Annotated in this window: 9 protein-coding genes; all 9 read right to left on the bottom strand. The window is 58.4% G+C overall.

Annotated features, from left to right (window positions below; all coding sequences use genetic code 11):
* Positions 1–220: 220 nt before the first annotated feature.
* The 9 genes from BCM02_RS18750 to lysA all read right to left on the bottom strand — a co-directional run bounded on the left by BCM02_RS18750 (position 221) and on the right by lysA (position 18,493).
* Positions 221–2,446: a helix-turn-helix domain-containing protein gene (locus BCM02_RS18750; RefSeq protein WP_187434299.1), complete on the bottom strand. Its 2,226-nt coding sequence runs from the start codon at positions 2,444–2,446 to the stop codon at positions 221–223.
* Positions 2,447–2,994: 548 nt separating this feature from the next.
* Positions 2,995–4,962, bottom strand: a complete 1,968-nt coding sequence (locus BCM02_RS18745; protein ID WP_148930657.1) for a family 20 glycosylhydrolase — start codon at positions 4,960–4,962, stop codon at positions 2,995–2,997.
* Positions 4,963–5,112: 150 nt separating this feature from the next.
* A complete protein-coding gene (locus tag BCM02_RS18740; RefSeq protein WP_187434298.1) occupies positions 5,113–10,395 on the bottom strand; it encodes a DUF4962 domain-containing protein in 5,283 nt (1,760 codons plus the stop codon).
* 441 nt (positions 10,396–10,836) lie between these two features.
* Complete coding sequence (locus BCM02_RS18735) at positions 10,837–13,209, bottom strand: glycoside hydrolase family 95 protein (RefSeq protein WP_148930952.1); 2,373 nt, start codon at positions 13,207–13,209, stop codon at positions 10,837–10,839.
* Positions 13,210–13,310: 101 nt separating this feature from the next.
* A complete protein-coding gene (locus BCM02_RS18730) occupies positions 13,311–13,772 on the bottom strand; it encodes a DinB family protein (RefSeq protein ID WP_148930655.1) in 462 nt (153 codons plus the stop codon).
* Between the two features lie 135 nt (positions 13,773–13,907).
* Positions 13,908–14,639: a thioesterase II family protein gene (locus BCM02_RS18725; protein WP_187434297.1), complete on the bottom strand. Its 732-nt coding sequence runs from the start codon at positions 14,637–14,639 to the stop codon at positions 13,908–13,910.
* Positions 14,640–14,671: 32 nt separating this feature from the next.
* Entirely contained in the window at positions 14,672–15,916 is a 1,245-nt protein-coding gene (locus BCM02_RS18720; RefSeq protein WP_281288214.1) for an MFS transporter, read from the bottom strand.
* Between the two features lie 2 nt (positions 15,917–15,918).
* Positions 15,919–17,154 (bottom strand): ATP-grasp domain-containing protein, encoded by a 1,236-nt coding sequence (locus BCM02_RS18715; protein WP_148930652.1) that lies wholly within the window; start codon positions 17,152–17,154, stop codon positions 15,919–15,921.
* Entirely contained in the window at positions 17,141–18,493 is a 1,353-nt protein-coding gene (gene lysA, locus BCM02_RS18710; protein WP_246183449.1) for a diaminopimelate decarboxylase, read from the bottom strand. Before lysA ends, BCM02_RS18715 begins: the two co-directional genes overlap by 14 nt.
* Positions 18,494–18,611 lie beyond the last annotated feature (118 nt).

Genomic DNA, 18,611 nt, shown 5'->3' with positions numbered 1-18,611 from the left:
CTTTAGTCGAATAATCGTATCGCTACACCGCCATCATACGGCCGGCCCGAACCGGGCGAAAATAGACGGTACCGCATGGACTGCAACTCCTTTACGTTTATCTAAAAAAACGTTCAGTTTCCGCAAAAGCGCTCAGTCTGGGCCTAGCCCCGCCGAGGTACGTTCCCTCGCCCGCTTCAAGCCCAGGCGGCATGACGGCCAGAAAGAAAGAAAAAAGTTCCTATACGGAACTTTGCTCAGAGGAGGCATCGAACTGCTTCCGGTATTCGCTTGGCGTCATCCCCGTGTATTTCTTGAACATGCGGTTGAAGGACGTAATATTCTGATAGCCGACGGCCTTGGCGGCGCTGTGGATTTTGATCTTGTGGTCGGCGAGCAGGCTCGTGGCCTTCTCGATTCGGGTCTCGTTAATATAGTCGACGATATTTTTGCCGGTCTTGCCTTTGAAGTAGGAGGACAGGTAGCCGCTGCTCATCTTCAGCTTCTCGGCCAGCACGTCGAGGTAAATCTCTTCCGACAGATGCTCGTGGATATACGCGATCACGAAGGACGTCACCGGGTGTTTCTCCTCTTTCTTCTCCTTGACCGCTTCCGCGGCCTGCGCGACCCAGCCCATGAGCAGCTGTTCCAGTTCGGTTACGAGCAAGCAGCTCTCGATCTTCTCCTCCGCCCTGTCCAGAATGGCCGCAAGCTTGTCGGCTTCCAAATGAACGGGAAGAAGCGTGCCGCGGATCTTGCCCGCCATGGACTCGGCGAACCGGTAAAGGGCCGCCGCCGTCATGTCCTTCGTCTGCCATTTGGCAAACTGGCGTTCCAGAAGAGCAGCAAGCTGCGGCAGATTGCCCTCCCGCAGATTGACCTCGAATTCCTTCTCCTGATCGGGCGAGAAGCCGGCGGAAGCAACAATCGCCGCGCGCTCCGTAATAATCTGCGTTTCCTTCGCCAGCCGGCGTTCCCCGATCAGCTGCTGTCCTTCCTCGTAAGCGAGCGTAAGTTGATCCGACGACGTATAGACGGAGGTGACCGCGATCGTCACGATCCCGTAATCCGCGTCGTGATCGAACACCGCCTTGATCTTGGCCAGCAAACGGAGAAGCTCGGGCGACCGCTCGGCGAATACCAAGCTCAAGATTTGGTTCCGCTCGATCTGGAAGGTGAGGGAGTCCGGCACCATGGGGACGAGCTGGCTGTCGATATAGGTTTTGAGATAATAGAGCCACTTCTCGATGGCCGCTTGATTGCTCAGCTTCCCCGGATGATGCTGCACGTGAAACAGAAGAAACACGAACGGCTTGTTCGCAAACTCGAGGTTGGCGCGATCGGCCTCGCGGCTGTGAATCGCTTTGAGCCGGTTCATGAAGCCGAGCTGCTTGCGCGCCAGCCGGATGCCGACGATTTCATTGCTGATAATATTGAACTCGTGGATGCTCGAGCGGAAAGGCAGGTTCTCGTTCATGGACCGAATCGATTCGATCACCTTGCGCAGCGGGTTGTTGATCCGCACGGCGAAGAATACGGCAATAAGCAGGCTGAGCAGAATGACCGCCGCCATCATCGCCACCAGCGATACGTTGAGCCGCGTCTCGTACGCGATCTGCTCGGCGGGAACCCGGTAGACGTATTGATTTCCCGAGGTTCCCGTTCTGCTGAAGTAGTATTCGCCGTCCCGCGCGAATTCGCCCCGGCCGTCCGCCCGGAGGTCGGCATGCGACAGGAAAGTCTCCTTCCCCTCGGATTGATACAGCGTCTCCCCTTCGCTGCCGTAGACGATAAAATCGTCGTAAATGCTCTGCTGGAAGGCGCTGTACATCCGATCGGCATCCAGAAACACGATCATATACAGGTTGTTGTGCCATTCGTTCTTGAACACGAGCGGCAGACGGCTGCCGATCTCCGACGGTTTATCGCGGTTCATATTGTTGAAGACGGGCGCGGACGGCAACAGGCGATTCACGTAAGGCTCGTCGAACTGCCGTTTCCAGAACTCGAGCGGATACGCCTCGCTTTGGTAGAACACGTTGAACATGGAGGCGGCGTCCGTGCTGGTCCCCTTCTCGATCACGAGATCCTCGTGCTTCAAATAAAGGACGATATTATCGATGAAGAGATACGGATTATTCGAAAACGTGGAGATTACACGGATAATTTGAGGAATGCTGATAAACTTCGGATTGCTCTGCAGACGCTGGACGTCTTCGCTCAGAAAAAAGAGCGACATCTGTTTGCGCACCAGATCCAGATGCTTCTCGTAGCTGTTCATGGTGTTCTCGATCATGAGGGTGTTGTAGTTGACGATGCCTTGTCTGACGCTTCGCTTGGACTCCGCGAGCGTGTACATGGCGAAAGAGCCGAGCAGGAGGATGATGCACAGAAATCCGGCGATTAGCCGAAGGAATAAAGAATTGGATCTGCGTCCGATAGATAGGAGCGATTGTAATGGTTTCATACGACCCTCCGCCCATATAATTATGTATCCGCTTTCAAAATTACATAACCCTCGTACTCCCATCGTAGCGGCAAGGGCGCGCGTTGTCCACGAGCAAAACATCGCAAGCCTCGACTTTGGGGCAATCTGTTAAAAAAAGACCAGCTTCCGCAAAAGAGATCAGTCCGCACGGCCAACAACCCGGTGCCGGTTAGGCACCAGGTGAAGGGGCAATGCTGTCAGGTTAAGGTAAAACGTCCGATGAAGCCACCCGGGCCCCATAGTTGACAGGCTTAACTTTTTAGGACGGTCTTCAAACCTACTGAAGCTTTGTCCGCAAGGACAAAAGCGTGCCACACTCAAGCCTTCCCGCCGACCGCTAACAAACAGGTCAGCACGAAATAGGGAGTCCTGAGCGTTTTCAAAGGAAAACGCACTTCGGAAGCATACGCTTGGGCAACGCCCTTTGGTTCCCCTCAGCGGAGGGGGAAGGGGGAGGGAGCAACAAAAGTCGGATCCAAAGGGCCGAGCCCTCTTAACCGGCTGATCGGCTGTCCGCGCCGGGATCATTAGACCGGCTGTACCGCCGAATACGGAAACGCCCTCATCTCCTTGACGAAAATCGAGTAAGCGGTTGGATCGTCCACGATCAGGCGGACGCGGCTGATCGTTCGGTCCGGATGGGGATTCTCGATCGTCCACCGGTAATAGGTGCCTTCCGCCGTGGGCAGCGGCCGGGTCGTATAGGCGACCTCGAACAAGGCATCGTCCACCTTGTACGCTTCTTTCTTGACCGGCCCCGGGTCCGCCGAGCGGATTCGTTCCCACGAGCGGTCCTTGTTGGAGATGTTATGCCCATAGCAGATCGGCACCTGCTCTTCGGTCCCGTCCTCGTATTCGAGCGCGTAAGCTCCGATCCGGTATTCCGCCTGATCCAGGAAGACGCCGTCGAAGAACAGCTTGTAGGCGCGATATTCATCCGTCGTATGAATGACCTCGACGTAAGACGTGCCCCGGGCAACCCTGCCCAGCAGACGGCGGTTCTTGTCGCGGTACAGCGCCTCGAACGCCGACTCGACGACGTGCCCGTATGCGGATTCTTCGTAATCGTCCCGCCAGAACAGGAACGCCGAGTACGCCATCGAGAACAGCACGCCGTTGCGCTGCAGGTTCCCCTCCGCCGTCTCGCTCCAGTTCGAGATGATCCCGCCTCGCGCCCCGTCCCGGATTCGTTCCTTCCAGTCCGGGAAGCCCGGACCCTCCACGTTGCCGTAGATCAGCGGCATCCCGCGATCCAGGAACAACCGGTCGTATTGCCGCTCCATGCCCCAATACCAGTTGAGCATCTGAATGTCTCGCGGAATCAGATCGATCGCCCGATACGTCGCCGGAATCGTCTCGCCGAATGGCTCGCCGGTCACGTGGCTCTTCATCGGCCGTTCGGCGCCGCCCCACTTCTCGCCCTGCCGATCTTCGGCGTCGATCAGCTTCTCGCACCAGATCATCGTCCCTACGCCGCGTTCCGCGAGATAACCATGAATGCGCCGCAGATCGTCCGCGTACAACTGCTCGGCCGGCTTGCCCTTGCAGCGTTCGCACAGGCCGATGCTGTAATATTCGTCATGGCCGACGTGCGCGGTCCGAGGCTCGAATACCGCGAGCACCTCGTCCAATACGTCGAAGAGCAATTCATAGGATCGCTCGTCCGACGGGCAATAGGTGTCCGGATACGGATCGTTCTTGCGTTCGGCCAGCTCCGGGTGGTTGATGAGCAAATAGTCGCAGTGGCTGAGCGAAGGCACCTCGGGAATGACCTCGAGGAACCGTTCCTTGCAGTAAGCGACCAGCTCCCGCACCTCGTCTTGGGTTAAGAAGCTTCCGCCGCCGTTCTCCACGTGAATCGAATTTTTGTACCACGGGAACGTCCGGTCCTGAATCTCGATCGTCTTGCCGCTGTACGCGCTCATCTCTTCGCAGTAGCGGACCCAGCCTTCGTTAATCTCGGGATGCTTCTTGTACTCCATCGCGCCGCCGACCTCGATCACGACGGTATTGAACTGGAAGCGGCACAGCATATCGACGAATTGCTTGAAATACGCCATGCCTTCCCGCGTCGGCATGTACAGCTTCAGCCCGCGGACCGGACACGTCGGCCGATTGTAAACCAAGCCGTGCCGAATACGCCCTTCCTCCGCCAGCCGGACGAGCGTCGCCGCGCCATAGAGAGAGCCGCGCGCCGTGATCGCGTACACCTCGATGCCCGTCGCCGCGATCTCGATCGCGTAGGCTTCGTCGTCAGGTTCCTCGTCGCAGCCGAACGCTTCTCGAATCCGGGCTTGCAGCTCCGGCGGCCACGGCCCTTCCCGGAACTGAACGGAAGGGAACGACGGGAGTCCCGGGCCATCGGCGCGGGCGTCTTCCAGCAGCGAGCCGACGGCCGGATGCGGCGTCGTCACCTGCGTGGCCGCCGTTATGTACGCCCCTTCCTCCTTCAACGAGGCGTGCATGGTCAAGTAATCATTGGTCGCGTTCCGCATGACGATCTCCCACCTTTTCTATTGAACCCTGTCATCATTTCGCGCGACGCCCCCTTGCTTCGATAAGGAGACGCCGCGCCTTGATTCGCCTTAAGCATACGATAGCGGATGATATAAGGACACGAGATTAAATCGTCATTAAATCGGCCGTTACCCGATAATCCGGCTGGCCATGAACGCCAAGTCTTCGATATCGATGATACCGTCGCCGTTCAGATCGGCCGACTTCGCCTGCTGCCAATCCGGGCTCGACGAATCCTTGCCGTAATACGTCGCGATGTGGACGAAGTCCGCGATATTAAACTGCTGGTCTACGTTCGTATCGCCCGTCGATGCCGTAATTTTGCTTGCTTCAAACCGTGCGATCGCCGCCGCCAGATTCGTCTGAGCCGTCTCTACTTGAGCCGCGGTAGCATTCGCCTGATTATAGACGGTCTTCGCGGCGTCTACCGCAGCGGTGAGCGTGGTCTTCAGGCTAGGGAGCGCCGAGCTGAAGTACGTACCTGGCGTCGTCCCCGCAACAGCTTGATCGCGAGTCGATTCCGCTTGCGCGATCAGCGCCCCAAGCGCCGCTTTACCCGAGTTGACCGTTACTTGCGTTGAAGCGTTCGAAAGCGGCGTAATGACTCCCGCTTCAGTGGAGGTCGATACTGCCGAAGCCGCGAAGCTAGACGGTCCCGAAGGCGCGGCCGCGTTGACTTGGAACTGTACAGACAACAAGGTGGCTTCGAGCGGCAAGGTGCCGGTGCCGGTTCGCGCGGCCAAGATACGCAGCGTTCCGTTCTCCTCGTCGTTCGTTACATTGACAACCTGCTGCTCCACATGTTTCACATTGCCGGTATAGCTGAACTTGGCCGGATCGTAAGTCAGGGTCAAATCCACGCCGGCCGCCGCGTCGACGCCCTTCAGCGCCAGTCCGATGTCAAGCGGCTGGCCCGGACTAACGGCACTCGCGCTCGGCGTCAGTTTAACGGAAGGCTCCGCGGCCGCGTCGGTCTTGACCAGGCCGACCCAGTCCACGTTCATCGGCCCCCGGACGTTCCACATCGTAAGCTGAACCGGACCTGCAGGCAGGGTCGTTCCGGAACGGACGGTCAACGCCTTCCAATATTCCGGCTTCGTCCCCCAGTCGAATGTTTTCTCCGCTTCCGCCGTATAGAACTGATTGCCGAGCTTTATCAAGCGGGCCGGAAGTCCGTTCACGTCTTCCCATGCTACATATTTAATGACGACGTCGTAATTGCCGGCTTCGGGAATGTCCAAATTCCATGTCACGCTCTGACCGACATCCGCCCAGCTGCTGATGCCTTGACCGCCGGACAACCAAGGCCTCGTGCTGTAGACGTTGAGCGCGCCGCCGTCGGTACCGCTGAAGCTCTCGGCTTCCTTGAACACCGTCAATCCCGCCTTGACGGTATCGTAGTCTCCCGTCGCGTCCGCCGGCGTCATCGCCCCCGTCCCGGCGCTGCGAAGCTTCAACGTCCCCGTCACGCGAGGGAGAATAAACCGCGCATTCGCGCCTAAGTAGATAACGGGCTGCGCCATGCCGCGCTTATCGAAGTAGAGGCCCGGCGGCGCTTCGATAACCTCGTAAAGTCCTGCCGTATTCGAGAGATTGCCCCAAGCGGCCGAACCGCCGTGCCCGTCGCCATAGGCCGACAGCGTTACCGTCGACGGCGCCCCGTTGATCGCAACGGGATAAGAGACGGGGGCCAGCGGAGCCGGCGCGGGAACATCGCTTAGAAGAAGCTGATGCTGGCCCGGCTCGACATGGAGCGTTAGCGTGCCGCTGATGCCGGCCGTATCCCAATGAACGCCTCTCGCGTTAACGGCATTCGTAATACTGCCGCCCTGAGGAAGGGTGCGGTACTCTTCATCCAGCACCGTCGTAACGCCGGGTTTATGCAAGCTGACCTTTGCCTCCTGCGTGCCCGTAATCGACAGCTCGTCGCCGGAGAGCGCGACGGTAGCCGGCTGCGTGCTGCTAATCCGCGTAACCCCGTCGATCGCCAATTGGGTACCGCCGACCAGAAGAATCGAGTCTCCCTTGACGGTGGCGGCAATGCCGTCGAACTGAATATCGCCGGCGTCGACTACGCCGCTGTGCGCGGTGCGGACATACACGTCCGTTCCATCGGCGAAATGCAGCTTCCGGTAAGTCTCGTGATCCTCGGATACGATGCTCTGCGGCGAGGAACCGACCTCATACGGAACATAGCTGGACACGATCGTCGCGGCTTCCGTTTTCGGCGTCGCGAATTTGGCATGCAGCCGCGTCCGGCCTGCATAGGTGCCTCCCGGCAGCCATTCCGTGCCGTTGGCATCCAGATATTGCCCGGTTTTGGATGCCGTCAATCCCGGATAATACAGCCGCATTTTCAGGGCCGCATTGTTCTTGGTAATCGTCGCGCCGCTTTGGTCTCCGTCCAGTTCCAAGCTCTTATCGGCATGCAGCCAATATTCGAAGCTGGAACCGCCCGACTCCTTCGCATTCAGATTATCGACGACCACGAAGGCGCCCGGTTTCACGTAGATTACGCTGCGCCGCGCCAAATCAAGGCCGGTTCCGCCGCCGGTATTGTAGGCCGTCGTCGCGTCGCCGACCGCGGCGTCGAAGTCTTTGTTGGTGGCGAAGCCGGTAATTTTGCCGGAGGCTTTCATATCGAAAATTTTCTGCCCTTGTTTGTCGTCATAGGTGATCGCGTTATGGGCGAACGTCTGCTTCGCATACTTTTGGAAATGGTCGCTGTTGTAATCGTCGTAGAACCCGCCGTCGACCGTAAGGTCCTCTCCGAAAGCTTTGATCTGGATGCCGTTCTGATCGGCATGACTGTGGTTATAGCTGCCGTAAGGGCTGGATTTGAAGAACATGGAAATACGCTTCGGATCGAGCAGGCTGGAGTGCATCGCCACCGCGCCAAGCTGGTCGAAGTACTTGGCCGTCGGCATCTCGACCGGAGGGCGCGCCGGCAAGTCGCCGTCTTCATAGAGATAAGTGATGTAGTTGCCGTAATCGTAATTGTATTGCTGCGCGAACCACTGCATGACTTGATTCTGCTGCATTTGGGCGTTGCGCGTCATACTCGCGTGGACGGCGCCGCGCTGAATATCGTCGGCGCCGTCTCCGAATACGCCGGTCTTCTGGCCGAAGGGCAGCATATACAGCGCGTACCACGATTCGTTGCGGTTGTACGCCTTGTCATAAATACTGAAGCCCGTCGCGGCATAGAGCGTATCGATGAACTGCTTGTTGCTCAAGGAGGACCATTGCCAATAGGCTTCCCCGTTGCCCCAGCCGCCGTCTTCGCCGCCCCATGTCGGCGATAGATTAATGTAGGCAGGCACAATCCGATTAAACCAATCCTCCGCATCCTCCGAAACAACGGTCCCGTTCACGCTAATATCGTCGTGCAGCAGCGAAATCGCGATCATGCCCAGGAAGCCGAACACGGTCCACCCGTGCGAATCATACGGCGTGCTGGAGATCGGACGGCTGTCGTACAGGACGTCGTCCGCGATCGTATCGGCGCGATCGTGCACCATCGTCAAGACGGTTGCCCGCTCGGACGGACTAAGAAGATCATAGAGCCAGTCATAAGCCATCGCGCCGGACAAGGCGATCTCCCGATGAACCTGATCATTGCCGCCTTTGTTGTTGTGGTATTGGGTCGCGCCTTCTTTCGTCCGCCACGTCGCGAGATGCAAGAGCCGCCGCTTGGCGAATTCGCCGTAATCGGGATCCTGCGTGACGAGGTAGATAAAAGCGGCGTCCATCATGGGGTCGGTGACGAGCTCGGTTTGAGCGAGCACGGTCGGCGAATTGTTCGGCATCTTGACCGGTTCGGCCGGCAGCGTCTCCGGATTGCTCGCTTCGGCCGTCACTTTGGGTTGGACGCGGCCCTTCACGTTATCGAACGTCCTCTTGCCTTCGCCGTCTTTCCTGGCGCGGAATTCGTCCAGTTGATCCGGCGTCGTCAGGACGCGCGGATGCTCGCTGGGCACGGCTGCGAGCAGCTCGGACGCGAGAGGCACCGGGAAAGGCACGCTATCGGCATCGATGCGGAACTTCCGGACCTCGCTCCAGGCGGACCAGCCTTCCGGCTTATGGAACCGAACTCGCCAGAAATACGACTGTCCGTCCGCAAAAGTCTGCGGGAAACTGTAGTAGTTGGACGCGATATCGCTCTTCTGGTACGCAATCGACTGGAAGCTGCCATCGCCGGCCACCTGTAATTCGTAGGCATCGGCGCCGGCAATGAACGGCCAGCCGAAATCAGGAGGGTTCTGCGTCGTGACGAGATGGTTGGCGGGGCTGAAGCTTCTTGAATGTGCCGGTTCCAGCCCGGTTGGCCATGCCAAAGAACCGTCGCCGGGGGGCTCTGTCGAATCGCTTACGGTCAGCGTAGCCTGATCGAAATAGAGATCGGCCGTCCCGGAGCCGGAGCTCGCGAGTTCCACTTGAACCTCGGTTGTCCCGGACGGAGCGTCGCCCGTTAAGGTCAGCGTCTCCCAAGTGCCGTTGCCCGCGGTTGCCGCTTCCATCGATTGCGGAGCGGCTGAACCCAGGAAGTGCACAATCAGCCTTCCGACGCCGGCCGCCGCGTTCGCCTTGACGGAAGCCGTGTACGCGCCGCCGGTCACGACGGGCGCCGTCGCGCTTTTCACGCCATATGCCTCCGTCGTCGATTGGTCGAGTATGCGAAGCGACTTATTGCCATGTGTCTTATTCGCGGGGTCGGTTACGGCGGCGATACTGGCGATTACGCCATGATCGATCGCGGTCCAGCCGGTTGGCCTCGTGCCCGCCGCCTGTTCAAAGCTTGGATTGAGGAGCAATTCGGTCGTCTTGAGCGTTGCGGCGTCCACGTAGGCGGTGCCGGTGCCGAAGATGCTCGGAACGACCAGAATCATTTGTATATTCACGGTATCCGCCGGCGGCGTCTTGCTCAGCGTTAGCATCTGCCAATTCGGCCCCGTGCCGCTGCTGTTGACGGAGTCTTGCGTCGAACTGCCGTCCGCCTTGTAATAACGGACGACCAAGGCCACGCCGCCCGCTTCGGCTTTGACTTGAACGCCGGCTTGGTATTCCGTTCCCGGCGAGTACGGAATCATCGTGCCGTACAAGCCCGCCGCCGCGCCGGACGCGCTGCTCGTATCCGTCAGCTTCACGCTGCGCGCGCCTTCGGCGGCTTGTTCCGTGACCGATTCGACGGCCACGCCCTCCGGGTTCGGATTCACGTACTTCGTCCAGCCAGCCGGCAATCCGCCGGATACTTGCTCGAATCCCGGATTCACGATCAGCTCCGGTCCCAAGGCGGATTCGTCGACGGCCGCGCCGGCCGACTGCCATGCAAACAAGTTCACGAGCAGACTTAAGCCCATCACACAGGCCAGCATCGTCGAGATGTTGCGCTTCCACACGCGATTGATCAATTCACTAACCTCCCGTTTTTTGAAATACGGCATCCAAAAACAAGTTAGGCCGCCTCACCCCCAGCTTCCATGCGGTAGAGATGCGTGCTATCGCCAGGGTAGTGAATGCGCTTTCAATGCGGGCTATCCCTAGCTACCGCCATCGTAAGACACCGCGCGAATAGACGTAAATCAACGGTACTCAAGGAGTTGCAACTACTTTAAGGTTTTCGATAAAAAGACCAATTTCCGCAAAAACGACCAGGTTGAAGGGGGGAAGGTTTTGTGACGCGTGCTGACGTAGAGGGGAGCTAACCAGCGGATGGAACCCTTTGCCGCTGTCAGACATCGGTTGCCATCGATGCCCGCTAAGCGGAATCAACAAAAGGCGGGTCCGCTGCGCGGACCCGCCTTCAACATCCGTATCCTCTTCACGCCCCTGCATCTGCCGCTGCTTCGTCGTTACTTGACCATGATCCGGTATCGTCTCCCCGTCTCTGCACGGAATTGGACATGTCCGGCCGATGTCCGGACGAGCTCGACCCGACGCCGATCATCCCATACCTCGAAGCGTTCGCCGCCCTTCACCGTGCACGTCTGGTCCCGGCTCGAGACGATGTCGGCCTCGGCCAACTTCCCATGCGTCCACCGGAAGCTCACTTCGAAGCCGCCGCGGGCTCTCAATCCGGTGACGAAGCCGCTCGGCCAGGCCTCGGGCAGCGCCGGCAGCAGCTCCAGATAGCCTTGATGGGACTGGAGCAGCATCTCCGCGATTCCGGCGGTCGCCGCGAAATTGCCGTCGATCTGGAATGGCGGGTGCGCATCGAACAGATTCGCGTACACGCCGCCTCGATGGTAGTTGTCCGGCTCGTCTTCTCTGACGAGCGTCAATAAATTCGAGATGAGCCGCTGCGCGCGGTTCCCGTCCTTGAACCTCGCCCACAAGCCGATCTTCCATCCCAAGCTCCAGCCCGTGCCGCCGTCCCCTCGCCGTTCAAGGGAAGTTCTCGCCGCAGCGAACAGCTCCGGCGCGGCGTCTTCCGTAATTTGCCTTCCGGGATAGACGCCGAATAAGTGCGAGACGTGCCGATGATGAACGTCCTCCTCCTCGAAGTCCTTATACCACTCCTGCAGCTGCCCGTGTCGGCCGATCTGCAGCGGGAGGAGGTGGCCTAGCGCCTTCGAGAGCCGCTCGCGGAACGCCTCGTCGATGCCGAGCGCCTCGGAGGCTTCCATGCAATTCGTGAACAAATCCCAGATTAAGGACAGATCCATCGTCGTCGCCGCGCTGACCGCGCAAGTTTGCTCCCGGTCAATGAATGTATGTTCGGGTGAAGTGGACGGAGCCGTAATCAAGCAGCCATCTTCATTCGGTATTAGCCAATCCAGGCAAAATAGCGCCGCGCCCTTCATGATCGGATAAGCGCGGTCCCTGAGATATGCTTGATCGCGTCCGAAGGCATAATGCTCCCACAGATGCTGGGCTAACCAGACGCCGCCCATCGGCCATAGCGCCCACGCCGGGTCGCCGTGTCCGTAATCGCCGACGGGGGCCGATTGCGCCCATAGATCCGAATTATGATGCGCCACCCATCCGCTCGCGCCATAATTGACTTCGGCGGTCTTGCCGCCGCTAACCGCCAATCGGGCGATAAAGTCGAGCAGCGGCTCATGCATCTCGGCCATATTGCACGTCTCCGCCGGCCAGTAGTTCATCTGCGCATTGATATTCAACGTATAATTGCTGCTCCATGGCGCGCGCGTATGCTCATTCCATATGCCTTGCAGATTGGCGGGCTGCGTGCCGGGGCGCGAACTTGCGAGCAGCAAGTAACGGCCGTAGTGGAACAACAGTTCCGCTAGTCCCGGGTCGCTGCCGCCGTAGGCGGCAATGCGCCGGTCCGTCGCCATGTCCGCCGGCGCCTGGCTTTCGCCGAGACTTAGCGTGACCCGGTTGAAGAGCTTCGCGAAGTCGGACGCGTGATCCTGCCGAACGTCCTCGTAACGTTTGGTCTTCGCGCGTCGCACGTGCTCGGCCGCGATCCGCTCAGGGTCGCGGTCCGTGCTGCCCCTTCCGGTCCCCGCGTCGAAATTGGTCGCGGCGCTGAAGTATAGCGTCGCCGTCGTTGCTCCGGTCACGTGAATGCCGTCATGCGCGACGCGCATTCGGCCGCCCTCGTGCGCAACGGCCAACCGTCCGTGGAACCGCAGCGCTTCCGTTCGCGCCGGATCGCCGTAACGAATCGGGTCGTCCGCCGGATAGTAGTTGGGGGAGACATGCTCCGGGGCAATGCCGCCAATGGCAAATTCTCCGTCCACGACCGCGGATTCGCAGCGGAGCGGACTATCCAGCGTCGCGCGGAAGTTCAACAACCCCGGCTTGCTGCATTGAAGACGCACGACGACGAGCTGCTCCGGGTGCGAGGCGAAGATTTCGCGCGAATAGGCCGCATCGCCGATCTCGTAATTCACGGCGCAGATGCCATGCTCGAGCATGAGACTTCTCCGATACGACCGGCATAAATTGCCGTGCTCCATGAACAGCCGCAAGTCCCCGAACGGCAAATAGGATTGCGTGTAAGGCCCCATCATTTGCTTGGACAACCGATCGGCTTCTCCGTATTCGCCTTGCGCGACCAGCTCCCGCACTTTGGGCAGCACCGCTTGGGCTTGGGGGTTATTCCCGTCCTTCGGGTAGCCCGACCACAAGGTATCCTCGTTCAACTGAATCCGCTCGCGCTCCACGCCGCCGAATATCATGGCGCCCAGCCTGCCGTTGCCTACGGGAAGCGCCTCCGTCCAATAAGTCGCAGGCGAGTTATATTGAAGATTCATCACGTTCACGACCTTTCGTTCCGTACAATCGATTCCATCCTACCAATTCGCATATGTCCGGAAGAATAGTCGATCTTAACTTCTTGTTGGATAAAACGAACTCATCGATTCTGCTTGATGACGCGCAGCATCTCATCCATCTTCCCTGCGTGGAAGGATTCATGGACAACGACAAACCCTCCGCATTCGCCATAGCTTGCGAAACCGAAGTGCGGCGGGTCGAGACGGACGTCGAATTGCTGCGGCGCAATGGCAAGGAAGCGTTCGCATTGCCTTCTCGACAGCGCGATGAGCTCCTCCATCATAGGGGGGCGCGTACGCCAATCGCTCGGCTTGGTCCCCGAATCGAACCATCCTGTGAATGCGAAAGGCAGCGAAGAGGAATGAGGCGCAAATGAAAACAACATTCGCTCCGCGACGACGAGGATATGTCCAAGCTGCCAACGAATCGTATTAGGGAATGCGTCCAATTGAACGTCGGCCAGATCCGCGGGGCACAATTCCGCGATATCAAGGCTCCACCCCCGCGCCATGATCAATTGAGAAACGACCGGATGATTCATGAAATCCCTCCTTTATATCATTTATGGTACCACCTCTAGCATGCCGAGATTTCTCCTCGGTTGCTCGGTTTGAGCTAGCAGGCTGCAATAAATAAGACCGCTCGTCATTGAGCGGTCCGCTACATTCTCCTATGTCTACGGCCGTGCCGCCATGAGTCCAAGCAGCTGCGCGTTCATCCGCTGCACAACCTGCTCCCCGTGTTCATGGATGAAGAAATGCCCGCCTTCATAGGCCTGCATCGCAATCCGTCCGGTTGTATGGCGCTGCCACTGCGACATGATTTCCGGCAGGGAGTGATCCTCGGTCCCATAGAGAACGGAGATATCGCAATCGAGCATCGTGTCATTCGGTCGGAAGACATATCGCTCCGAAACCTCGTATTCTTTCCTCAAGATCGGCACGAACAGCCGAAGGAGTTTCCGATGGGCCAACAAGTCCTCCGGTATACCGCCGAACTGGGTGATCTCCTCGATGAAAGCATCATCGTCCAATTCATGGACGACTTTCGCCTCGGCTCTGCGCGGCACGTGGGGCGGATTGCGGCCGGAGACGAATAGATGGTCAGGCGAAGGATACGCCGATTGTTGGCGTATCCTTCGCGCCAGCTCGAAGGCGAGAATCGCCCCCATGCTGTGACCGAATATCGCGTACGGCTGCCCATCCAGTCGAGCGGTCACCGTCGTATACGCGTCCGCTACGGCTTCTTCCATCGTCGAGCAGAACGGCTCCTGTTTACGGCTTCCTTTGCCGGCCAGATCCACGGGCACGATCGTGATCGAGTCATGCGCGTATGCCTGCCACTTCAGAAATTCCGCCGCAGCTCCTCCGGCGTAAGGGAAACAAAACAATGTACAAGGTATCGTCAAACGCAACCCTTCCTTCTTCCGTGACGTATCGCCTAGGCGCTTCTCGTTTCTTGCGGGATCGGCTGTCTGCCTCGCATGAAGCGCATTTCCAGCAGCGGCGCGAGCAAGACGAGGAAGCTGACGAGCAGATAGACCCATCGGATCGAGACCACATCGCCCAAATACCCGACCCCCAAATAGACGAACAGGCTGATATACGAAATCAGCATCACCATCATGCTGTTGACTCGGCCGATAAACGCGGGCTCAATCTCTAATTGAATGAGCGTCTCGTTATGAATCCGATTGCTCACCACGAAGAAGCCCAGCAGCAGGTACCCGACGATAGCCTGGATCAGATGCGCGGACGTCAAAAATATAATCATCGAGAGCGCGATCATCAGCATGCTAAAACGTCCGTACGAGACGAGCTTCATCCGCTTCAGCACCGCCGCGAGCATGTAGCTGCCCGCGATCGCGCCGATCGCCCATGCGGCTTCAATATAGCCGAATCCGGTTGCGCCTACCTTGAGATCCCGCTCGGTAAATACGGGCAGCAGCGTATTGCACACGAACAGCGTGATGTAGCCGAAAATTTGAATGATGGCCAGCCCGATGACTTGGGGGCGCGACCTCATATAGGCGAACCCTTCCAGCCAATCCTTCTTCAAGCTGGAGGCGGAGGACGCGGCGGAATCCCCGCTCTTCTTGACGGCATAGACCATCGCGATCATCGCGGTCAGCACCGCGGATAAGGCAAACGTGGCGATATTGATATAGATGACGACCATCGCCGAGAAAGCCGAGATGAGCATGCCGCCTACGGCCGATCCGACCAGCATGCCCAGTTGATTGGCGATGCCGAGTCTGGAATTGGCGCGCAGCAGCTGATTCTCGGGCACGATCGTGCGAATCAACCCCATGGTAGCGGGCCAATGGAACCGGTCGCAAGCAGCCAGAATAAATTCCGTCGCGTAGATGATCCCGATCGGGATATCGCCTTGCATCGCGAACAAGGGAAGCGCGCACAGAGCCAAGGCGCGCAATCCGTCGCTGGTCACGCAAATATGCTTGAAGCTCCAGCGGTCGATATAGACGCCCATCCAAGGGGAGACCAGAATGCCGGCAATACTGTGCACGAGCAGCAGCCAGCCGATGGAGGCGGCGGACCCGGTCATATTGAACAGCAGCAAACTCATGGCGATGAACTGCATGCCCGCCCCAATAGAAGAAATCAGGGAAGCCGCGAAGAACTTCCCCAATTGTGTATTGGCAGATCGCGATAGAGATCCGTTCATAGTCATAGCATGTCATGCTGGGCTGTCACGGGTTGATTCACTTCAATCCGCAAGCTGGACCATCCGCGTTCAATCGCTTGTACCGCTTCTTTCGTCGTGCTCCCCTCGGCAAGGATGAAGCCGTTGCGTTCCATCGATTTGGTGAAGGGCTTCGTCTCCTCGCCCTGCTGGACGTCGATTTGATATTTGACCAAGCCGGGCAGCTCGCCAAGGGCATCTACGCCTTCCAGAACGCTCACCTTCCCCGGCGGCAGCTGCAAGTAGCGGATCGCCGCGGCTTGTCCGGTGAACCCGTTGTCGAGATTCGGCTGACCGCTCAAGAAACCGTTGAACGTTTGGGTAAATAAGTCGAACCCGTATACGCGCTCCACCATCTCGAAGATATAATCGCCGCCTACGCGCGTATGCGTCTCCACGACGTACATCCCATCCTCGGCCACGATGATTTCCGTATGCGAAGGTCCGTATTGATGGCCGATCAGATCCATCAGCGCCGCAGAGATACGCTTCGCCTCTTCGATGATGTTCGCCGGCAGGGAAGACGGCATGTTATGCCCCGTCTCGACAAAATGAGGCGCGCCCGTCGTGAACTTATCCGTGACGGCAATCATCGTATGCCGCCCGTTCCACGTGAACCCTTCCACGCTTACCTCGGTGCCCGTGATGTATTTCTCGACGAGGATGTCGCCGCTGACGTACGCGGATTTGATTTGCGCGAGGGCGGGCGCGATTTGCGGAATCTCCGTAATTTTATGAATTTGCGCGCTGCCCGTGCCGTAGCTCGGTTTCAAGATGACCGGCAGCTGGTGTTCATCGATAAATTCGAGCACGTCCGCCGTTTCCGTAACCAGCGCATACGGAACGGACGGGAAGTCGTTCTCTTTCATGAAGGCTCTCATCTTCCCTTTGTCTCGCGTCGTCAGGACGGGAAACAGCGGATTGCCGGGCAGATTCAATTTTTCTTGGAGCAGGGCTGCCGTCAGCACCCCCATCTCCTGGAAGGAAACGACGCAATCATACGGCTTCTTCTGATGCCGCACCTCGAATAGATCGAGCAAATCCGGGTCATCTAATTCAGATGTAATCAGTTCGTCGATATATGCCAAATCCTCGAACTTGATTTTGCTCTTCTCCTGAACCAGCGTCACTTCAAGACCGCAGGCATGGGCTTTCCGATAAATATCGGTCCATCCTCCGATCATGAGCATGCGTTTGGCTGCTGCTTTATCGGCTTTCATAACTCATCACCTCGCCCATCATTTCCGTCCGGATCGAATCCTCGAAGGTCTCGCGGCGGATCGCTAATCTGGATTGCCCTTCTCGCACGAATACGACGGCCGGACGCATAAACCGGTTGTAGTGGTTGGACATCGCGTACGTGTAGGCGCCCGTGCATTGCACGGCCAGCACGTCGCCGGTCGCCACCTCCGGCAGATGCACGCGCTCCATCATCATATCCGTCTCGCAATGACGGCCGAAGATTCGGACCGGCTTCAAGTCGTTCCCCTCCGAACCCGGACAGGCCGCCGCGAGCACATGATGATGCGCCTCGTACATGATCGGTCTCGGATTGTCGGACAATCCGCCGTCTATGGATAGGAAAGCGCGAACGTCCTGACTTTCCGGTACCGATTTGATCGGACCGACGGTATAGAGGGTTGTCCCGTATTCGGCGACGACCGACCGGCCCGGTTCGATGCCGAACACGACGCCTTCCTCGCACAGCGGGGCGACCTTCTCCCGGAAGACCGGCATCACGCCATCCGCCCATTGCCTCGGCGTCGGCGGGGTCGCATGACCGGAGTAGTTGACGCCCATTCCGCCCCCCATAGTGATGCTGGAGGGCTTCCATCCGTATGCGCCCGTCACGTCTTGGATGAATGCGGCTAATTGCTCCAGCGCCTGCTGGTGATACTTCACGTCCTGAATCTGCGATCCCAAATGAAAATGGATGCCTCTTAACATGAGCGAAGCGGATTGAAGAATGGCCTCGATCGCGCGATGGGCGGCGCCGTCATGGATGGTCAGGCCGAATTTGGATTCCAAATGTCCGGTCGTATACTTGGGATCGGAGTAGACGTTAATGCCCAGATTAAGGCGGACGTCCACGGCTTGCAGCTTGCCTTGGCTGCGGGCTTCCAGCTCGATCAGCTGCACTTCTTCCAGACAATCGACGACGAGCGTTCTCACTCCGCTGGCGACGGCTAGCTTGATTTCGTCCGCCGTCTTGTAATTCCCGTGGAACGTGATGCGGGATGCCGGAGCGCCGGCCCACAAGGCCAGACGAAGCTCGCCCTCCGATACCACGTCCAGACTCATCCCTTCTTCGCGAACGAGCTGTACCATGCGGCCGATCATGAACGCTTTCGACGCATAGGCGACATCGACGTGATCCCAATGCGCTTGGAAGCTGCCGACATAATCCCTGCACTTCTGCCGGACGGCCTCTTCGTCGATGACATATAAAGGCGTGCCGTATTCCTTGGCAAGCGCCACCGTATCGCAACCGCCAATCTCCAAATGCCCCTCTTGGTTAATTCGTTGTGTCCCATAGATAAACAGATCGATCGCTCCCATCTGATGGTGTTGCTACCTCCCCCTTCCCCCTCCGCCGAGGGGAACCAAAGGGCTTTGCCCAAGCGTATGCTTCCGAAGTGCGTTTTCCTTTGAAAACGCTCAGGACTCCCCATTTCGT

Source organism: Paenibacillus methanolicus, assembly GCF_008124765.1.
GTDB lineage: Bacteria > Bacillota > Bacilli > Paenibacillales > Paenibacillaceae > Paenibacillus_Z > Paenibacillus_Z methanolicus.
The sequence above is the reverse complement of the archived record's forward strand: the minus strand, read 5'-3'. Positions and strand labels throughout refer to the sequence as shown.